We start from the raw sequence: 14,126 nt of genomic DNA on the forward strand, positions 1-14,126 counted from the left end.
GGGGGGCTTCGAGGCGTACGCGGAGGGGCGGGGCGGCTAGCTCGCCGGGCCCGCCACCACGTCGACCGGCTTCGGCAGCGGGGTGCCCGAGCCGTCGCGGCGCGGGTCCGGTTCCGGCAGGTCGACCGGGGTGCCGTTCTTCTGCGCGGCGCGGGCCGGCAGGGCGCCCGCCCAGGCCAGGAGCAGGACGTCCTCGCCCTTCAGGAAGCGCTGGCAGCGCACGCCGCCGGTCGCCCGGCCCTTGCGCGGGTACTGGTCGAAGGGGGTCAGCTTCGCCGAGGTGGCGGCGGACCCCGTCAGGGTGCCGGTCGAGCCCGCCACCGTGAAGACGGCGGCGTCCGCCGCGGGGTCGACCGCGCCGAAGGACAGCACCTCGGCGCCGGCCGCCAGCTTGATGCCCGCCATGCCGCCGGCCGGGCGGCCCTGCGGCCGCACCTGGGAGGCCGGATAGCGCAGCAGCTGCGCGTCCGAGGTGATGAAGACCAGGTCCTCCTCGCCCGTCCGCAGCTCGACCGCGCCGACGATCCGGTCGCCGTCCTTGAGGGTGATGACCTCCAGCTCGTCCTTGTTCGCCGGATAGTCGGGCACCACCCGCTTGACCACGCCCTGGAGCGTGCCGAGCGCCAGACCGGGGGAGGACTCGTCCAGGGTGGTCAGGCAGACCAGCGTCTCGTCCGCCTCCAGGGACAGGAACTCGGACAGCGGCGCCCCGCCCGCCAGGTTCGGCGCCGCGGCCGTGTCCGGCAGCTGCGGCAGGTCGATCACCGCGATCCGCAGCAGCCGGCCCGTCGAGGTCACCGCGCCCACGTCGCCGCGCTGGGTGGCCGCCACCGAGGAGACGATCACGTCGTGCTTGGTCCGCTTGGCGTCCGCGTCGACCGGCGGCAGCTCCGCCGTGACCGTCCGGGCCAGCAGCCCGGTCGAGGAGAGCAGCACCCGGCACGGGTCGTCCGCGACCTCCAGCGGCACGGCCGCCACCGGGGCGCCCGCCGACTCCAGGAGGACCGTGCGCCGGTCGGTGGCGAACTTCTTCGCGACCGCGGCCAGCTCGGCCGAGACCAGCTTGCGCAGCTCGGAGTCGGAGTCCAGGATCCCGGTCAGCTCGTCGATCTCGCCGGTGAGCCGGTCGCGCTCGGTCTCCAGCTCCAGGCGGTCGAACTTGGTGAGCCTCCGCAGCGGCGTGTCCAGGATGTACTGGGTCTGGACCTCGCTCAGGGAGAAGCGCTCCATCAGGCGCTCCTTGGCCTGCGCGGAGTTCTCGCTCTCCCGGATGAGCCGGATGACCTCGTCGATGTCGAGGAGGGCGACGAGCAGGCCCTCGACCAGGTGCAGCCGGTCGCGCTTCTTGCCGCGGCGGTACTCGGAGCGGCGGCGGACCACCTCGAAGCGGTGGTCGAGGTAGACCTCCAGGAGCTCCTTGAGGCCCAGGGTGAGCGGCTGGCCGTCCACCAGGGCCACGTTGTTGATGCCGAAGGACTCCTCCATCGGCGTCAGCTTGTAGAGCTGCTCCAGGACGGCCTCGGGCACGAAGCCGTTCTTGATCTCGATGACCAGGCGGAGCCCGTGGGCCCGGTCGGTGAGGTCCTTGACGTCGGCGATGCCCTGGAGCTTCTTCGAGCCGACCAGGTCCTTGATCTTGGAGATGACCTTCTCGGGGCCGACCGTGAAGGGCAGTTCGGTGACGACGATGCCCTTGCGGCGGGCCGTCACGGTCTCCACCGAGGTGGTGGCGCGGATCTTGAAGGTGCCGCGGCCCGTCTCGTACGCGTCCCGGATGCCGTTCAGGCCGACGATCCGGCCGCCGGTCGGCAGGTCGGGGCCGGGGACGAAGCGCATCAGCGCGTCCAGGTCCGCGTTCGGGTGGCGGATCAGGTGGCGGGCGGCCGCGATCACCTCGCCGAGGTTGTGCGGGGGCATGTTGGTGGCCATGCCGACCGCGATGCCCGAGGCGCCGTTCACCAGCAGGTTCGGGTACGCGGCGGGGAGCGCGACCGGCTCCTGCTCCTGCCCGTCGTAGTTGGGCGAGAAGTCGACCGTGTCCTCGTCGATGGACTCGGTCATCAGGAGGGCGGCCGGGGCCATCCGCGACTCGGTGTACCGCATGGCGGCCGGCGGGTCGTCGTTGCCCAGCGAGCCGAAGTTGCCGTGGCCGTCGACCAGCGGCACGCGCATGGAGAAGGGCTGCGCCATGCGGACCATGGCGTCGTAGATCGAGGCGTCGCCGTGCGGGTGCAGCTTGCCCATCACCTCGCCGACCACGCGGGCGCACTTGACGAATCCGCGGTCGGGGCGCAGGCCCATCTCGTTCATCTGGTAGACGATGCGCCGCTGGACCGGCTTCATGCCGTCGCGGGCGTCGGGCAGAGCGCGCGAGTAGATGACCGAGTAGGCGTACTCGAGGAAGGAGCCCTGCATCTCGTCGACGACGTCGATGTCGAGGATCCTCTCCTCGTACGCGTCGTCCGGCGGCGGTGTCTTCGTGCTGCGGCGGGCCATCGCGGCTGCGGCTCCTTATCCGACAAAGCTTGATCTGACGCGGACCATTGTGGACCGTGCCACCGACAGCGCGGACCGCGACCCGGACGAGGGACATCGGAGGACTCCGGGAACTTCGCCAGGTGCGGCGCGCTTGCATACAGTGGCAGGACTTTTCCAGATCGCGATCGAAGGGATGTACATGCCCATGGGTCACACGGCCACGGCCGAGGCCGGCTCCGGCGGCCTGACAGCGACCGAGCACCGGCTGGCGAACGGCCTGCGGGTGGTCCTCTCCGAGGACCACCTGACCCCGGTCGCCGCGGTCTGCCTCTGGTACGACGTCGGTTCGCGCCACGAGGTCGAGGGCCGCACGGGCCTCGCCCACCTCTTCGAGCACCTGATGTTCCAGGGCTCGAAGCAGGTGCACGGCAACGGCCACTTCGAACTCGTCCAGGGCGCGGGCGGCTCGCTCAACGGCACGACCAGCTTCGAGCGCACCAACTACTTCGAGACGATGCCCACCCACCAGCTGGAGCTCGCGCTCTGGCTGGAGGCGGACCGGATGGGCTCGCTGCTCGCCGCCCTCGACGACGAGTCGATGGAGAACCAGCGCGACGTCGTGAAGAACGAGCGCCGCCAGCGGTACGACAACGTGCCCTACGGCACCGCCTTCGAGAAGCTCACCGCGCTCGCGTACCCCGAGGGCCACCCGTACCACCACACCCCCATCGGCTCGATGGCGGACCTGGACGCGGCCACCCTGGAGGACGCGCGGGCCTTCTTCCGGACCTACTACGCGCCCAACAACGCCGTCCTGTCGGTGGTCGGCGACATCGACCCGGAGCAGACGCTCGCCTGGGTCGAGAAGTACTTCGGCTCCATCCCCGGCCACGACGGCAAGCCCGCCCCGCGCGACGGCGCCCTTCCCGAGGTCATCGGCGAGCAGCTGCGCGAGGTCGTCGTCGAGGACGTCCCGGCCCGCGCCCTGATGGCCGCCTACCGGCTGCCCGAGGACGGCACGCGCGCGTGCGACGCGGCCGACCTCGCCCTCACCGTGCTCGGTGGCGGCGAGTCCTCCCGGCTCCACAACCGGCTGGTCCGCCGTGACCGCACCGCGGTCACCGCCGGCTTCGGCCTGCTGCGGCTCGCCGGCGCCCCCTCGCTCGGCTGGCTGGACGTCAAGACCTCCGGCGGCGTCGAGGTCCCCGTGATCGAGGCGGCCGTCGACGAGGAGCTCGCCCGCTTCGCGGCCGAGGGCCCGACCGCGGAGGAGATGGAGCGCGCCCAGGCCCAGCTGGAGCGCGAATGGCTCGACCGGCTCGGCACCGTGGCCGGCCGCGCCGACGAACTGTGCCGCTTCGCCGTGCTGTTCGGCGACCCGCAGCTCGCCCTGACCGCGGTCGACCGCGTCCTCGCCGTCACCGCCGACGAGGTGCGCGAGGTGGCCGCGGCCCGGCTGCGCCCCGACAACCGCGCGGTGCTGGTCTACGAGCCGGCAGCCCCCGCCGACAGCGCCGACGGCGACGACGAGGAAGGAGCGGACCTGTGACCGACGCCGCCTCCCTGACCAGCATGGAGTTCCACCCGCAGCCGCAGGCCGGCACGGCCAGGCCGTGGGCCTTCCCGGCGCCCGAGCGCGGCGCGCTCGACAACGGCCTGACGGTGCTCCGCTGCCACCGCCCCGGCCAGCAGGTCGTCGCCGTCGAGATCTTCCTCGACGCGCCGCTGGACGCCGAGCCCGAGGGTCTCGACGGCGTCGCCACGATCATGGCGCGCGCCCTCTCCGAGGGGACCACCGAGCGTGGCGCCGAGGAATTCGCGGCCGAGCTGGAGCGCTGCGGCGCCACTCTCGACGCGCACGCGGACCATTCCGGCGTCCGGGTGTCCCTGGAGGTCCCTGCCTCCCGGCTCCGCAAGGCCCTCGGCCTGGTCGCCGAGGCGCTGATCTCCCCGGCCTTCGACGCGGACGAGGTCAAGCGCCTGGTCGACAACCGGCTCGACGAGATCCCGCACGAGGCCGCCAACCCGAGCCGCCGGGCCGCCAAGCAGCTCTACAAGGAGCTCTTCCCGGCCGACACCCGGCTGTCCCGGCCCCGCCAGGGCACCGAGGAGACGGTGAAGGCCATCGACGCCGCCGCCGTCCGCGCCTTCTACGACGCGCACGTGCGGCCCGCCGCCGCCACCGCGGTCGTCGTCGGCGACCTCACGGGCGTCGACCTCGACGAGGTGCTCGCCGAGACCCTGGGCGCCTGGAGCGGCAAGCCGGCCGCGCGGCGCCCGATGGCGCCGATCACCGCCGACGACACCGGGCGGGTCGTCATCGTGGACCGTCCCGGGGCGGTCCAGACGCAGCTGCTCATCGGCCGGATCGGCCCGGACCGCCACGACTCCGTGTGGGCCGCGCAGGTCCTCGGCGTCTACTGCCTCGGCGGCACCCTGACGTCCCGTCTGGACGCCGTCCTGCGCGAGGAGAAGGGGTACACGTACGGCGTGCGCGCCTTCGGGCAGGTGCTCCGCTCCGACGGCGAGGGCCACGGCGCCTCGATGCTCGCGATCAGCGGCTCGGTCGACACCCCCAACACCGGTCCGGCCCTCGACGACCTGTGGAAGGTGCTCCGCACCCTGGCGGAGGGCGGTCTGACCGACGCCGAGCGGGACGTGGCGGTGCAGAACCTCGTGGGCGTGGCCCCGCTCAAGTACGAGACGGCCGCGTCGGTCGCCGCGACCCTCTCCGACCAGGTGGAGCAGCACCTGCCGGACGACTACCAGGCCCGGCTGTACGCGCGGCTCGCCGAGACCGGCACGGTCGAGGCCACGGCCGCCGTCGTCAGCGCCTTCCCGGTGGACCGGCTCGTCACGGTCCTGGTGGGCGACGCGTCGCAGATCGAGGAGCCCGTCCGGGCCCTCGGCATCGGCGACGTGACCGTGGTGAGTTGAGCCCGGGTGAGCCGGCCGAGGCGGGTCGACGGGTGGACCGGCCGGTGAGCTGACCGGCCGTCAACCCCTGGCGGAGGTCTCCGACGCGTAGAAGCGTCGGAGACCTCCGCTTTGTCCGTTATGGAGTTAAGGGTGATCGTATGACCTGTGGCATGTCTTACAAATGAGCGAGTCTGTTTGGCGATCACCATCCGTCCGGCCTAGCGTCGATCCGTCTGTCCGACCCGACGCACGCGCCGCACCCGCGGCAACCGGACAGACATCGCCGAGTCCCCGTCAGGCGCGAGCCTGGGGAGCCGGGGACCCACGCAGTCCCTGGGGTGAATCGGACGCCTTCGCCACGCGGAGGGGTCCGTAGGAGACCTTCCTGCTCCGAACCCGTCAGCTAACCCGGTAGGCGAGAGGGAAGGAAAGGAACCGTCTTGGCGTTCACCCGTGCCACCGGGAAGCACCGTGGTGCGAGCCGACTGGCTCGCCGCAGCGCCGGCATCGCCGGCGTGGCAGCACTCGCCACCACCGGCGTCGTCGGCACCCTGGCCTCCCCGGCGCTCGCCGCCGACACGGACGACCGTTCCCCCGAGGACACCGGCCTCACCCAGGTGATCGCCGACGAGTCCATCGCGGACCAGCTCAACGCGCAGGCCGCCGCCCAGGAGCGGGAGGCCGCCGAGGCCGAGGCCCGGGCCAAGGCGCGCGCCGAGGCGAAGCGCAAGGCCGAGGCCCGCGCCCAGGAGATCCGCGAGGCCAAGGAGCGCGCCGCCCGTGAGGCCGAGCGCCGCCGGCTCGCCTCCTTCAACCTCCCGGTCGCCGGCTCGTACGTCTCCACCGGCTACAAGACCGGTGGCTCGCTCTGGTCCTCCGGCAGCCACTCCGGCGTCGACTTCCACGCCTCCTACGGCAGCTCGGTGGTCTCCGTCGGCTCCGGCACCGTCGTCGAGGCCGGCTGGGGCGGCGCGTACGGCAACAACATCGTGATCCGGATGAACGACGGCACGTACACCCAGTACGGCCACCTGTCGTCCATCGGCGTGTACGTCGGCCAGACCGTCGAGCCCGGCCAGCAGATAGGCGTCTCCGGCTCGACCGGCAACTCCACCGGCCCGCACCTCCACTTCGAGGCCCGGACCAGCGCCGAGTACGGCTCCGACATCAACCCCGTCGCGTACCTCCGCGCCCGGGGCGTCAGCCTCTGACGCCCCGCGCCCCCGCGCTGCACCGAAAGGCCCCGGCTCCCGCGAGCCGGGGCCTTTCCGCGTCCGGGGGCGCGCGGCGCCGAGCCGCGGGAATCCGTGGCGAACCTGACGAATTTCGAGGCGGCATCGGAATTTCCGGCGCCCTGCAATAGAGTCGCGTGAACGGCGCTGCTCGAATTCGGTGCGCGCGGAGCGAATACGGAGGTCGGACATGCGGGTTCCCGCGCAATCGGTATGCACGGCGATCCGGGACGACATCGTCTCGGGTGTCTTCGAGCGCGGCAGTCGCCTCACCGAGGAACAGCTCGCGCGCCGGTACGGCGTCTCCCGCGTCCCGGTCCGCGAGGCGCTGCGCACGCTGGAGTCCGAGGGCTTCGTCGTCAGCCGCCGGCACGCGGGCGCCCATGTCGCCGAGCCCACCGACCAGGAGGCCTCCGACCTCCTCGACGTGCGGGCGCTGCTCGAACCGCTCGGTGCCGCCCGGGCCGCCCAGCGGCGCACCGACGCCCACCTCAAGGTGCTGCGGGGCCTGGTCAGGCTGGGGCAGGAGCGGGCCCGCCGGGGGCAGGGCGAGGACCTGCGGGCGCTCGGCGGCTGGTTCCACGAGACGCTCGCCCAGGCCTCCGGCTCCCCGGCCCTCGCCGCGCTCCTCACCCAGCTGCGCCACAAGATCGCCTGGATGTACGTGGTGGACCAGCCGGACCGGCCCGCCGAGACGTGGGCCGAGCACGGGGCCATCGTCGACGCCGTCGCCCGCGGGGACGCCGAACGGGCCCGCGCGCTCACCGCGCAGCACGCCGAGCACACGCTCCCGCTGCACCGGCTGAAAAGGCCCGAGCGGGGCCGCGTGAGGGTTTCGCAACATGCCGTCAACACGGCGAGCGTCCGGAATTAACACGGGCACCGTATACAAAGAATAGCGATTATCGGGCTTCTTTCGCGCTGCCCGGAAACTCTCCGAAAAGGCAATTCCGCTGTCCCGGAAATGCCGGACGGCCGCGTCCGCCCGGGAAATTCCGGGGACGCGGCCGTCGGGGGAGGAGCGTGGAGCGACCCGCCGGGGTCAGACCGTCTCGGGGAGCTCGTCGAGGCCCTCGGCGACGAGCTTGGCGAGGCGCTCGAGCGCGGCCTCGGCACCCTCGGCGTCCGAGGCGAGCACGATCTCCTCGCCGCCCTGCGCGCCCAGGCCGAGGACCGCGAGCATCGACGCGGCGTTGACCGGGTTGCCGTCGGCCTTGGCGATGGTCACCGGGACACCGGAGGCCGTGGCGGCACGGACGAAGATGGAGGCGGGGCGGGCGTGCAGGCCCTCGGCCCAGCCGACGTTGACGCGGCGCTCAGCCATGGTGTTGCCCTTCAGGTCTTCAGCGGGTTGTCTAGACCAGTCTCTCACGGGTTGCGGCGTGCTCCTGTCGGGGCGGTCCCGCCTCCGTGGGACGTCCGGCCCTCTCACCTTGCACGGGGCCGGGAGGCCGCGCGAGCCGTGTACCGCCAGGGAGTGGGCGCGCGGACGGTGCCGGTGTCGGACCCCGGCCGTAGGCTTTGCCCATGCGCAGCGCGTCGGAGCAGACGGACGGACCGGGCGGGGCCGGAGGCGGCGGGGCCGCGGTCGCGGGCGGGGCGCCGGGCGGCGGCCCGGCGCCGGAGGAGCACGCCTACCCCGACCACTGGGAGGCCGACGTCGTCCTCAGGGACGGCGGCACCGCGCGCATCCGGCCCATCACCGCCGACGACGCCGACCGGCTGGTCAGCTTCTACGAGCAGGTCTCGGACGAGTCGAAGTACTACCGCTTCTTCGCCCCCTACCCCCGGCTCTCCGCCAAGGACGTCCACCGCTTCACCCACCACGACTTCGTCGACCGGGTCGGCCTCGCCGCCACCGTCGGCGACGACTTCATCGCCACCGTCCGCTACGACCGGATCAACGACCTCGGTCGCCCCGCCTCCTTCCCCGCCGACGAGGCCGAGGTCGCCTTCCTCGTCCAGGACGCCCACCAGGGACGCGGCGTCGCCTCCGCGCTCCTCGAACACATCGCGGCCGTCGCACGCGAGCGCGGCATCCGGCGCTTCGCCGCCGAGGTGCTGCCCGCCAACACCAAGATGATCAAGGTGTTCACGGACGCCGGCTACACCCAGAAGCGCAGCTTCGAGGACGGCTCTGTCCGCCTCCACCTCGACCTCGAACCGACCGACCGCTCCCTCGCCGTCCAGCGCGCCCGCGAACAGCGCGCCGAGGCCCGCTCCGTCCAGCGGCTCCTCGCCCCCCGCTCGGTCGCGGTGGTCGGCGCCGGACGCGCCCCCGGCGGGGTCGGCAGGACCGTGCTGCGGAACGTGGTCGCCGGCGGCTTCACCGGGCAGGTGTACGCGGTCAACCCCGCGCTCGGCGCGGACGGGCCCGCCGAGCTCGACGGCGTGCCCGCCTTCCCCTCCGTCGGCGCCGTCGGAGCCCCCGTCGACCTCGCGATCGTCGCCGTCCCCGCCGAGCGCGTCCCGGAGGTCGTCGCCGACTGCGGCGAACACGGCGTGCGCGGCCTCGTCGTCCTCTCCGCCGGCTACGCCGAGAGCGGCGGCCCCGAGGGCCGCGAGCGGCAGCGGGCCCTGGTCCGCCAGGCCCGCTCGTACGGCATGCGGATCATCGGCCCCAACGCCTTCGGCATCATCGACACCGCCGAGGACGTGCGGCTCAACGCCTCCCTCGCCCCCGAACTGCCCGCCGCCGGCCGCATCGGCCTCTTCACCCAGTCCGGCGCCATCGGCGTCGCCCTCCTCGCCCGGCTGCACCGGCGCGGCGCCGGCCTCTCCTCCTTCATCTCCGCCGGCAACCGCGCGGACGTCTCCGGCAACGACGTCCTCCAGCACTGGTACGACGACCCGGCGACCGACGTCGTCCTCCTCTACCTGGAGTCCCTCGGCAACCCCCGCAAGTTCGCCCGGCTCGCCCGCCGCACCGCCGCCGTCAAGCCCGTCGTCGTCGTCAAGGGCGCCCGGCACAGCGGCAGCGCCCCGCCCGGCCACCGCGTCCCCGTCACCCGCATCCCGCACGCCACGGTCTCCGCGCTGCTCCGCCAGGCCGGCGTCATCCGCGTCGACACCGTCACCGAACTCGTCGACGCCGGGGTGCTGCTCGCCGGGCAGCCCCTGCCGGCCGGCCCGCGCGTCGCGATCCTCGGCAACTCCGAGTCCCTCGGCCTCCTCGCGTACGACGCCTGCCTCACCGAGGGGCTGCGCCCGCAGCGGCCCCTCGACCTGACGACCGGCGCCACGCCCGCCGACTTCCGGGACGCGCTCGCCGCCGCGCTCGCCGACGACTCCTGCGACGCGGTCGTCGTCACCGCGATCCCGTGGGTCGGCATCGAGGGCACCACCGAGGTCTTGGCCGCCTCCCTCCGCGAGGCCGTCGCGGGCAGCGGGGCCGCGGGCGCCGCGAAGCCGGTCGTCGTCGTCCACGTCGAGATGGGCGGCCTCGCGGAGGCCCTCTCCGCCGCCACCAGCACCCGCCCCGCCCTCACCCGCCGCCGCACGGCGGCATCCGCACCACCGGAGAGCGGGCGGACGCAGGACGCTCGGGCGGCGCAGAGCGCCCCGAGCTCCCAGAGCATCCAGAGCACTCAGGGGTCAGACACGTCACAGACGTCACATGCCTCACAGGCAGCACAGGCGCCGCAGGACCCCCACGCGCCGCAGGACGGGTCCGAGGCCGCCGGCCCGGACGGCCCCGCCCGGAACATCCCCGCCTACCCCGCCGCCGAGCGGGCCGTCCGCGCCCTCGCCGAGGCGGTGCGGTACGCGCAGTGGCGGCGGCAGGCCGCCGACCCGGGACGCGTACCGGAGTACGACTCCATCGACGAGTCCGGCGCCGCCGCGTTCATCGACCGGGTGCTCCGCGAGCGCGGCGCCGGGCAGGAGTCCCGGGGCGTCGGCCTCACCGCCGAGGAGACCGGCGCACTGCTCGGCCGGTACGGGATCGCGCTCCGCCCCACGCTGCCCGCGCCCGGCCCCGACGCGGCCGTCGCGGCCGCCGCCGTGCTCGGCTACCCGGTGGCCCTCAAGACCACCGCCCCCCACCTGCGCCACCGCCCCGACCTCGGCGGCGTCCGGCTCGACCTGGCGACCGAGCAGCAGCTGCGGACCGCCTACGCCGAGCTGACCGAGGCCCTCGGCAAGCCCGAGGAGCTCCAGCCGGTCGTCCAGGCGATGGCCCCCCGCGGCGTGGACACCGTCATCCGCGCCGCGATCGACCCCGCCGTCGGCGCCGTCCTCTCCTTCGGGCTCGCCGGCGCCGCCTCCGATCTCCTCGGCGACACCGCCCACCGCCTCGTCCCCGCCACCGACCAGGACGCCGCCGAGCTGGTCCGCTCCATCCGCACCGCCCCGCTGCTCTTCGGCTGGCGGGGCTCGGCCCCCGTCGACACCCCCGCCCTGGAGGAACTGCTGCTCCGGGTCTCCCGGCTGGTCGACGACCATCCGGAGATCGTCTCCGTCGTGCTCGAACCCGCGGTCGTCGGCCCGACCGGCGTCTCCGTGCTCGGCGCCGCGGTCCGGCTCGCCCCGCCCGCCCCCACCACCGACCTCGGCCCCCGCCGCCTGCCCAGCTACTGAAGGGTCGGAGGGGGCCCGCGGCCCCGTAGGATGGAGTCCATGGTGAAGAGCGGTACGACGACCCAGGGGCTGCGCGCGGCGATCGAGCGCAGTGGCTACTACCCGGCCCTCGTGTCCGAGGCGGTGGAGGCCGCCGTCGGCGGCGAGGACGTGGCGTCGTACGTGGTCCACCAGGAGACCACCTTCGATGCCAACGAGGTCCGGCGCCACGTCACCGTCCTCGTGCTGACGCCGAGCCGGTTCATCGTCAGCCACACCGACGAGCAGGCGGCCGACAACAGCTCGCCGAGCCCGTACGCCACCACGTCCACCGAGTCCGTGAAGCTGGACCGGATCTCCTCGGTCGTGGTCAGCCGGGTCGTCGCCAACCCGGAGTCGTACACCCCGGGCTCCGTGCCCCGCGAGGTCGTCCTCACGATCGGCTGGGGCGCCGTCTCCCGGATCGACCTGGAGCCCGCGGCCTGCGGCGACCCGAACTGCGACGCCGACCACGGCTACACCGGCAACGCCACCGCGGACGACCTCAGCCTGCGCGTCAGCGAGGCCGGGGACGGCCCGGACACCGTGCGGCAGACGCTCACCTTCGCCCAGGCCCTCTCCGAGGCCACCGCCGACACCGCGCCGACGGCCGGCCGCTGATGGCGCAGCCGACCTCCGTCTCCCACGGCTGGCCGGACGATCCGGTTCCGCTCGCGCCCGGGACCGCTCCGGTGCCCGAGTACGGCTCCGGCTCCCTCGCCGACCTGCTGCCCACCCTCGTCGCCGGCCAGGGAGTGCCCGGCTTCGACGCGCGGATCGCCGAGCTGACCCCCGCCGACCGCGTCTGCGTCTTCCTCGTCGACGGGCTCGGCTGGGAGCAGATCAAGGCCCACCCGGACGAGGCCCCGTACCTGACCTCGCTGCTCGCCTCCTCGCGCGGCGGCACCGGCCGGCCGCTGACCTCCGGCTTCCCCGCCACCACCGCGACCTCGCTCGCCTCCGTCGGCACCGGTCTCGCCCCCGGCGCCCACGGCCTCGGCGGCTACATGGTGCGCAACCCGGAGACCGACGAGCTGATGAACCAGCTCAAGTGGCGCCCCTGGACCCCGCCGAAGGCCTGGCAGCCGTACCCGACCGTCTTCCAGCGGGCGCACGAGGCCGGGATCCACACCGCGCAGGTGTCCTCCCCGATCTTCGAGCAGACCCCGCTGACCCAGATCGCGCTCAGCGGCGGCACCTTCCACGGCCGCCTCTCCGGCGAGGAGCGGATGGACCTCGCCGCCGAGCAGCTGGCCGGCGGGGACCGCTCGCTGGTCTACACGTACTACAGCGAACTCGACGGCGCCGGGCACCGCTTCGGCCTCTCCTCCGACGCCTGGCGCGGCCAGCTCATGCTCGTCGACCGGCTGGTCCAGCGGCTCGCCGAGCAGCTGCCCGCCCGCTCGGCGCTGTACGTCACCGCGGACCACGGCATGGTCGACGTGCCCTTCGACGAGGAGCACCGGATCGACGTCGACGAGGACTGGGAGCTGCGCGCCGGCGTCGCCCTCCTCGGCGGCGAGGGCCGCGCGCGGCACGTCTACGCCGTCCCCGGCGCCGAGGCCGACGTCCTCACCTGCTGGCGCGAGGTCCTCGGCGAGCAGTTCTGGGTGGCGGGCCGCGACGAGGCCATCGCCCTCGGCTGGTTCGGCGACACGGTCGACGAGCGGGTGTACGGCCGGATCGGCGACGTCGTCGCCGCGGCCCACGACGACGTGGCCCTCGTCGCGTCCGTGGGCGAACCGCTGGAGACCCGGATGACCGGCATGCACGGGTCGATGACCCCCGCCGAGCAGTTCGTGCCGCTGCTCGAAGTCCGGTCCTGACCCCTTCCGCCCTGCCCTTCCCGACTTCCCATCCTTCCCGGCCTCCCGCCCCTCCGACCCGAAAGGTCTGCGACCCGTCATGCCCGAGCTGGTGTTCTTCTCCGGAACGATGGACTGCGGAAAGAGCACCCTCGCGCTCCAGATCGCGCACAACCGCGACGCGCGCGGGCTCCAGGGCGTGATCTTCACGCGGGACGACCGGGCGGGCGCCGGGAAGCTGTCCTCGCGGCTCGGCCTGGTGACCGAGGCCGTCGAGGCGCCGGACGGCCTCGACCTGTACGGGTACCTCGTCGACCAGCTCTCCCAGGGCGGCAAGGCCGACTACGTGATCGTCGACGAGGCGCAGTTCCTCGCGCCGGTCCAGATCGACCAGCTCGCCAGGATCGTCGACGACCTCGGCCTCGACGTGTACGCCTTCGGCATCACCACCGACTTCCGCACCAAGCTCTTCCCCGGTTCGCAGCGGCTGATCGAGCTCGCCGACCGGATCGAGCAGCTCCAGGTGGAGGCGCTCTGCTGGTGCGGCGCCCGCGCCACCCACAACGCCCGGACCGTCGACGGCCACATGGTCGTCGAGGGCGAGCAGGTCGTCGTCGGCGACGTGAACACCGCCGCGGAGGTCGTCGGATACGAGGTGCTGTGCCGCCGCCACCACCGCCGCCGGATGACGAGCGCGAGCGCCCGCGCGGCGGCGCTGTCGCCGGACGTGCTGCCGGTGACCCCGGCCTGAATTTCGCCTTCCTGTACAACCTTCCGGCCAGGACGGGGGTCTCAGGGAGCGGCACCGGTATCCATGCGCCGCGCGCCGACTTCTCGGAAGGAACCTCGTCCCGCCGACTTCGTCGCCCGCGACCGGAACTACGCCGGGACGGGTGACTACCGGAAGCCCTTCGGCCCCCGCGTCGCCAGCCCCGTCCTGACCGGCCGGCCCGCGTTCGACCACGTCCTCTGATCCACCCGCCGTCCCGCCGGCCTCTCCGGCGGGACGGCGGAGCGCGCGCGGCCGGCACCCCTCCCGGCGGTGGAGGCGACACCAGGTGTTCACCCGTGAGCCGCCGGGAGATCGCCGGGTGAT

At 73.6% G+C, this 14,126-nt stretch carries 11 protein-coding genes and 1 riboswitch; of the genes, 9 read left to right on the top strand and 2 right to left on the bottom strand.

Going from position 1 to position 14,126, the window contains the following annotated elements:
- Nucleotides 1-36: 36 nt before the first annotated feature.
- A complete protein-coding gene (locus ACFZCF_RS24755; RefSeq protein ID WP_391288845.1) occupies nucleotides 37-2,496 on the bottom strand; it encodes a DNA topoisomerase (ATP-hydrolyzing) in 2,460 nt (819 codons plus the stop codon).
- A gap of 181 nt (nucleotides 2,497-2,677) precedes the next feature.
- Here ACFZCF_RS24755 and ACFZCF_RS24760 point away from each other — a divergent pair, with 181 nt between their 5' ends.
- The 4 genes from ACFZCF_RS24760 to ACFZCF_RS24775 all read left to right on the top strand — a co-directional run bounded on the left by ACFZCF_RS24760 (nucleotide 2,678) and on the right by ACFZCF_RS24775 (nucleotide 7,503).
- The gene (locus ACFZCF_RS24760) at nucleotides 2,678-4,027 is read left to right on the top strand and encodes a M16 family metallopeptidase (protein WP_388449451.1); all 1,350 of its coding nucleotides are present in this window, start codon (nucleotides 2,678-2,680) and stop codon (nucleotides 4,025-4,027) included.
- Nucleotides 4,028-4,050: 23 nt separating this feature from the next.
- Nucleotides 4,051-5,415 (top strand): insulinase family protein, encoded by a 1,365-nt coding sequence (locus tag ACFZCF_RS24765; protein ID WP_391289075.1) that lies wholly within the window; start codon nucleotides 4,051-4,053, stop codon nucleotides 5,413-5,415.
- Between the two features lie 253 nt (nucleotides 5,416-5,668).
- Nucleotides 5,669-5,830, top strand: a riboswitch (cyclic di-AMP (ydaO/yuaA leader).
- Between the two features lie 7 nt (nucleotides 5,831-5,837).
- On the top strand, nucleotides 5,838-6,608 hold the full coding sequence (locus tag ACFZCF_RS24770; RefSeq protein WP_391288847.1) for a peptidoglycan DD-metalloendopeptidase family protein: 771 nt from the start codon (nucleotides 5,838-5,840) through the stop codon (nucleotides 6,606-6,608).
- Between the two features lie 211 nt (nucleotides 6,609-6,819).
- Nucleotides 6,820-7,503 carry a GntR family transcriptional regulator gene (locus ACFZCF_RS24775; RefSeq protein ID WP_388449449.1) on the top strand — a complete coding sequence of 228 codons (684 nt, stop codon included), beginning with the start codon at nucleotides 6,820-6,822 and terminating at the stop codon, nucleotides 7,501-7,503.
- 168 nt (nucleotides 7,504-7,671) lie between these two features.
- Here the strand turns inward: ACFZCF_RS24775 and ACFZCF_RS24780 are convergent, their stop codons facing one another.
- Nucleotides 7,672-7,953 carry an HPr family phosphocarrier protein gene (locus ACFZCF_RS24780; RefSeq protein ID WP_043227291.1) on the bottom strand — a complete coding sequence of 94 codons (282 nt, stop codon included), beginning with the start codon at nucleotides 7,951-7,953 and terminating at the stop codon, nucleotides 7,672-7,674.
- Nucleotides 7,954-8,156: 203 nt separating this feature from the next.
- Here ACFZCF_RS24780 and ACFZCF_RS24785 point away from each other — a divergent pair, with 203 nt between their 5' ends.
- From ACFZCF_RS24785 to ACFZCF_RS24805, 5 genes are all read left to right on the top strand, one after another.
- A complete protein-coding gene (locus ACFZCF_RS24785; RefSeq protein WP_391288850.1) occupies nucleotides 8,157-11,207 on the top strand; it encodes a GNAT family N-acetyltransferase in 3,051 nt (1,016 codons plus the stop codon).
- A gap of 39 nt (nucleotides 11,208-11,246) precedes the next feature.
- On the top strand, nucleotides 11,247-11,846 hold the full coding sequence (locus tag ACFZCF_RS24790) for a DUF5998 family protein (RefSeq protein ID WP_189955404.1): 600 nt from the start codon (nucleotides 11,247-11,249) through the stop codon (nucleotides 11,844-11,846).
- On the top strand, nucleotides 11,846-13,051 hold the full coding sequence (locus ACFZCF_RS24795) for an alkaline phosphatase family protein (protein WP_388449447.1): 1,206 nt from the start codon (nucleotides 11,846-11,848) through the stop codon (nucleotides 13,049-13,051). The genes ACFZCF_RS24790 and ACFZCF_RS24795 overlap by 1 nt, the downstream gene beginning before the upstream one ends.
- Nucleotides 13,052-13,130: 79 nt before the next feature.
- Nucleotides 13,131-13,781 carry a thymidine kinase gene (locus ACFZCF_RS24800; RefSeq protein ID WP_388449446.1) on the top strand — a complete coding sequence of 217 codons (651 nt, stop codon included), beginning with the start codon at nucleotides 13,131-13,133 and terminating at the stop codon, nucleotides 13,779-13,781.
- 63 nt (nucleotides 13,782-13,844) lie between these two features.
- Nucleotides 13,845-14,003, top strand: coding sequence for a hypothetical protein (locus ACFZCF_RS24805; RefSeq protein WP_391288853.1), 159 nt, complete (start codon nucleotides 13,845-13,847; stop codon nucleotides 14,001-14,003).
- Nucleotides 14,004-14,126: the final 123 nt, after the last annotated feature.

Origin of the sequence: Streptomyces sp. NPDC007945 (assembly GCF_042958885.1) — a bacterium.
In the GTDB taxonomy this organism is placed as follows: domain Bacteria; phylum Actinomycetota; class Actinomycetes; order Streptomycetales; family Streptomycetaceae; genus Streptomyces.

What these genes read in the sequence shown, in the direction of transcription:
- ACFZCF_RS24755 (WP_391288845.1), bottom strand. Translation starts at nt 2,496, where the DNA reads ATGGCCCGCCGCAGCACGAAGACACCGCCGCCGGACGACGCGTACGAG.
- ACFZCF_RS24760 (WP_388449451.1), top strand. Translation starts at nt 2,678, where the DNA reads ATGCCCATGGGTCACACGGCCACGGCCGAGGCCGGCTCCGGCGGCCTG.
- ACFZCF_RS24765 (WP_391289075.1), top strand. Translation starts at nt 4,051, where the DNA reads ATGGAGTTCCACCCGCAGCCGCAGGCCGGCACGGCCAGGCCGTGGGCC.
- ACFZCF_RS24775 (WP_388449449.1), top strand. Translation starts at nt 6,820, where the DNA reads ATGCGGGTTCCCGCGCAATCGGTATGCACGGCGATCCGGGACGACATC.
- ACFZCF_RS24780 (WP_043227291.1), bottom strand. Translation starts at nt 7,953, where the DNA reads ATGGCTGAGCGCCGCGTCAACGTCGGCTGGGCCGAGGGCCTGCACGCC.
- ACFZCF_RS24785 (WP_391288850.1), top strand. Translation starts at nt 8,157, where the DNA reads ATGCGCAGCGCGTCGGAGCAGACGGACGGACCGGGCGGGGCCGGAGGC.
- ACFZCF_RS24790 (WP_189955404.1), top strand. Translation starts at nt 11,247, where the DNA reads ATGGTGAAGAGCGGTACGACGACCCAGGGGCTGCGCGCGGCGATCGAG.
- ACFZCF_RS24795 (WP_388449447.1), top strand. Translation starts at nt 11,846, where the DNA reads ATGGCGCAGCCGACCTCCGTCTCCCACGGCTGGCCGGACGATCCGGTT.
- ACFZCF_RS24800 (WP_388449446.1), top strand. Translation starts at nt 13,131, where the DNA reads ATGCCCGAGCTGGTGTTCTTCTCCGGAACGATGGACTGCGGAAAGAGC.
- ACFZCF_RS24805 (WP_391288853.1), top strand. Translation starts at nt 13,845, where the DNA reads ATGCGCCGCGCGCCGACTTCTCGGAAGGAACCTCGTCCCGCCGACTTC.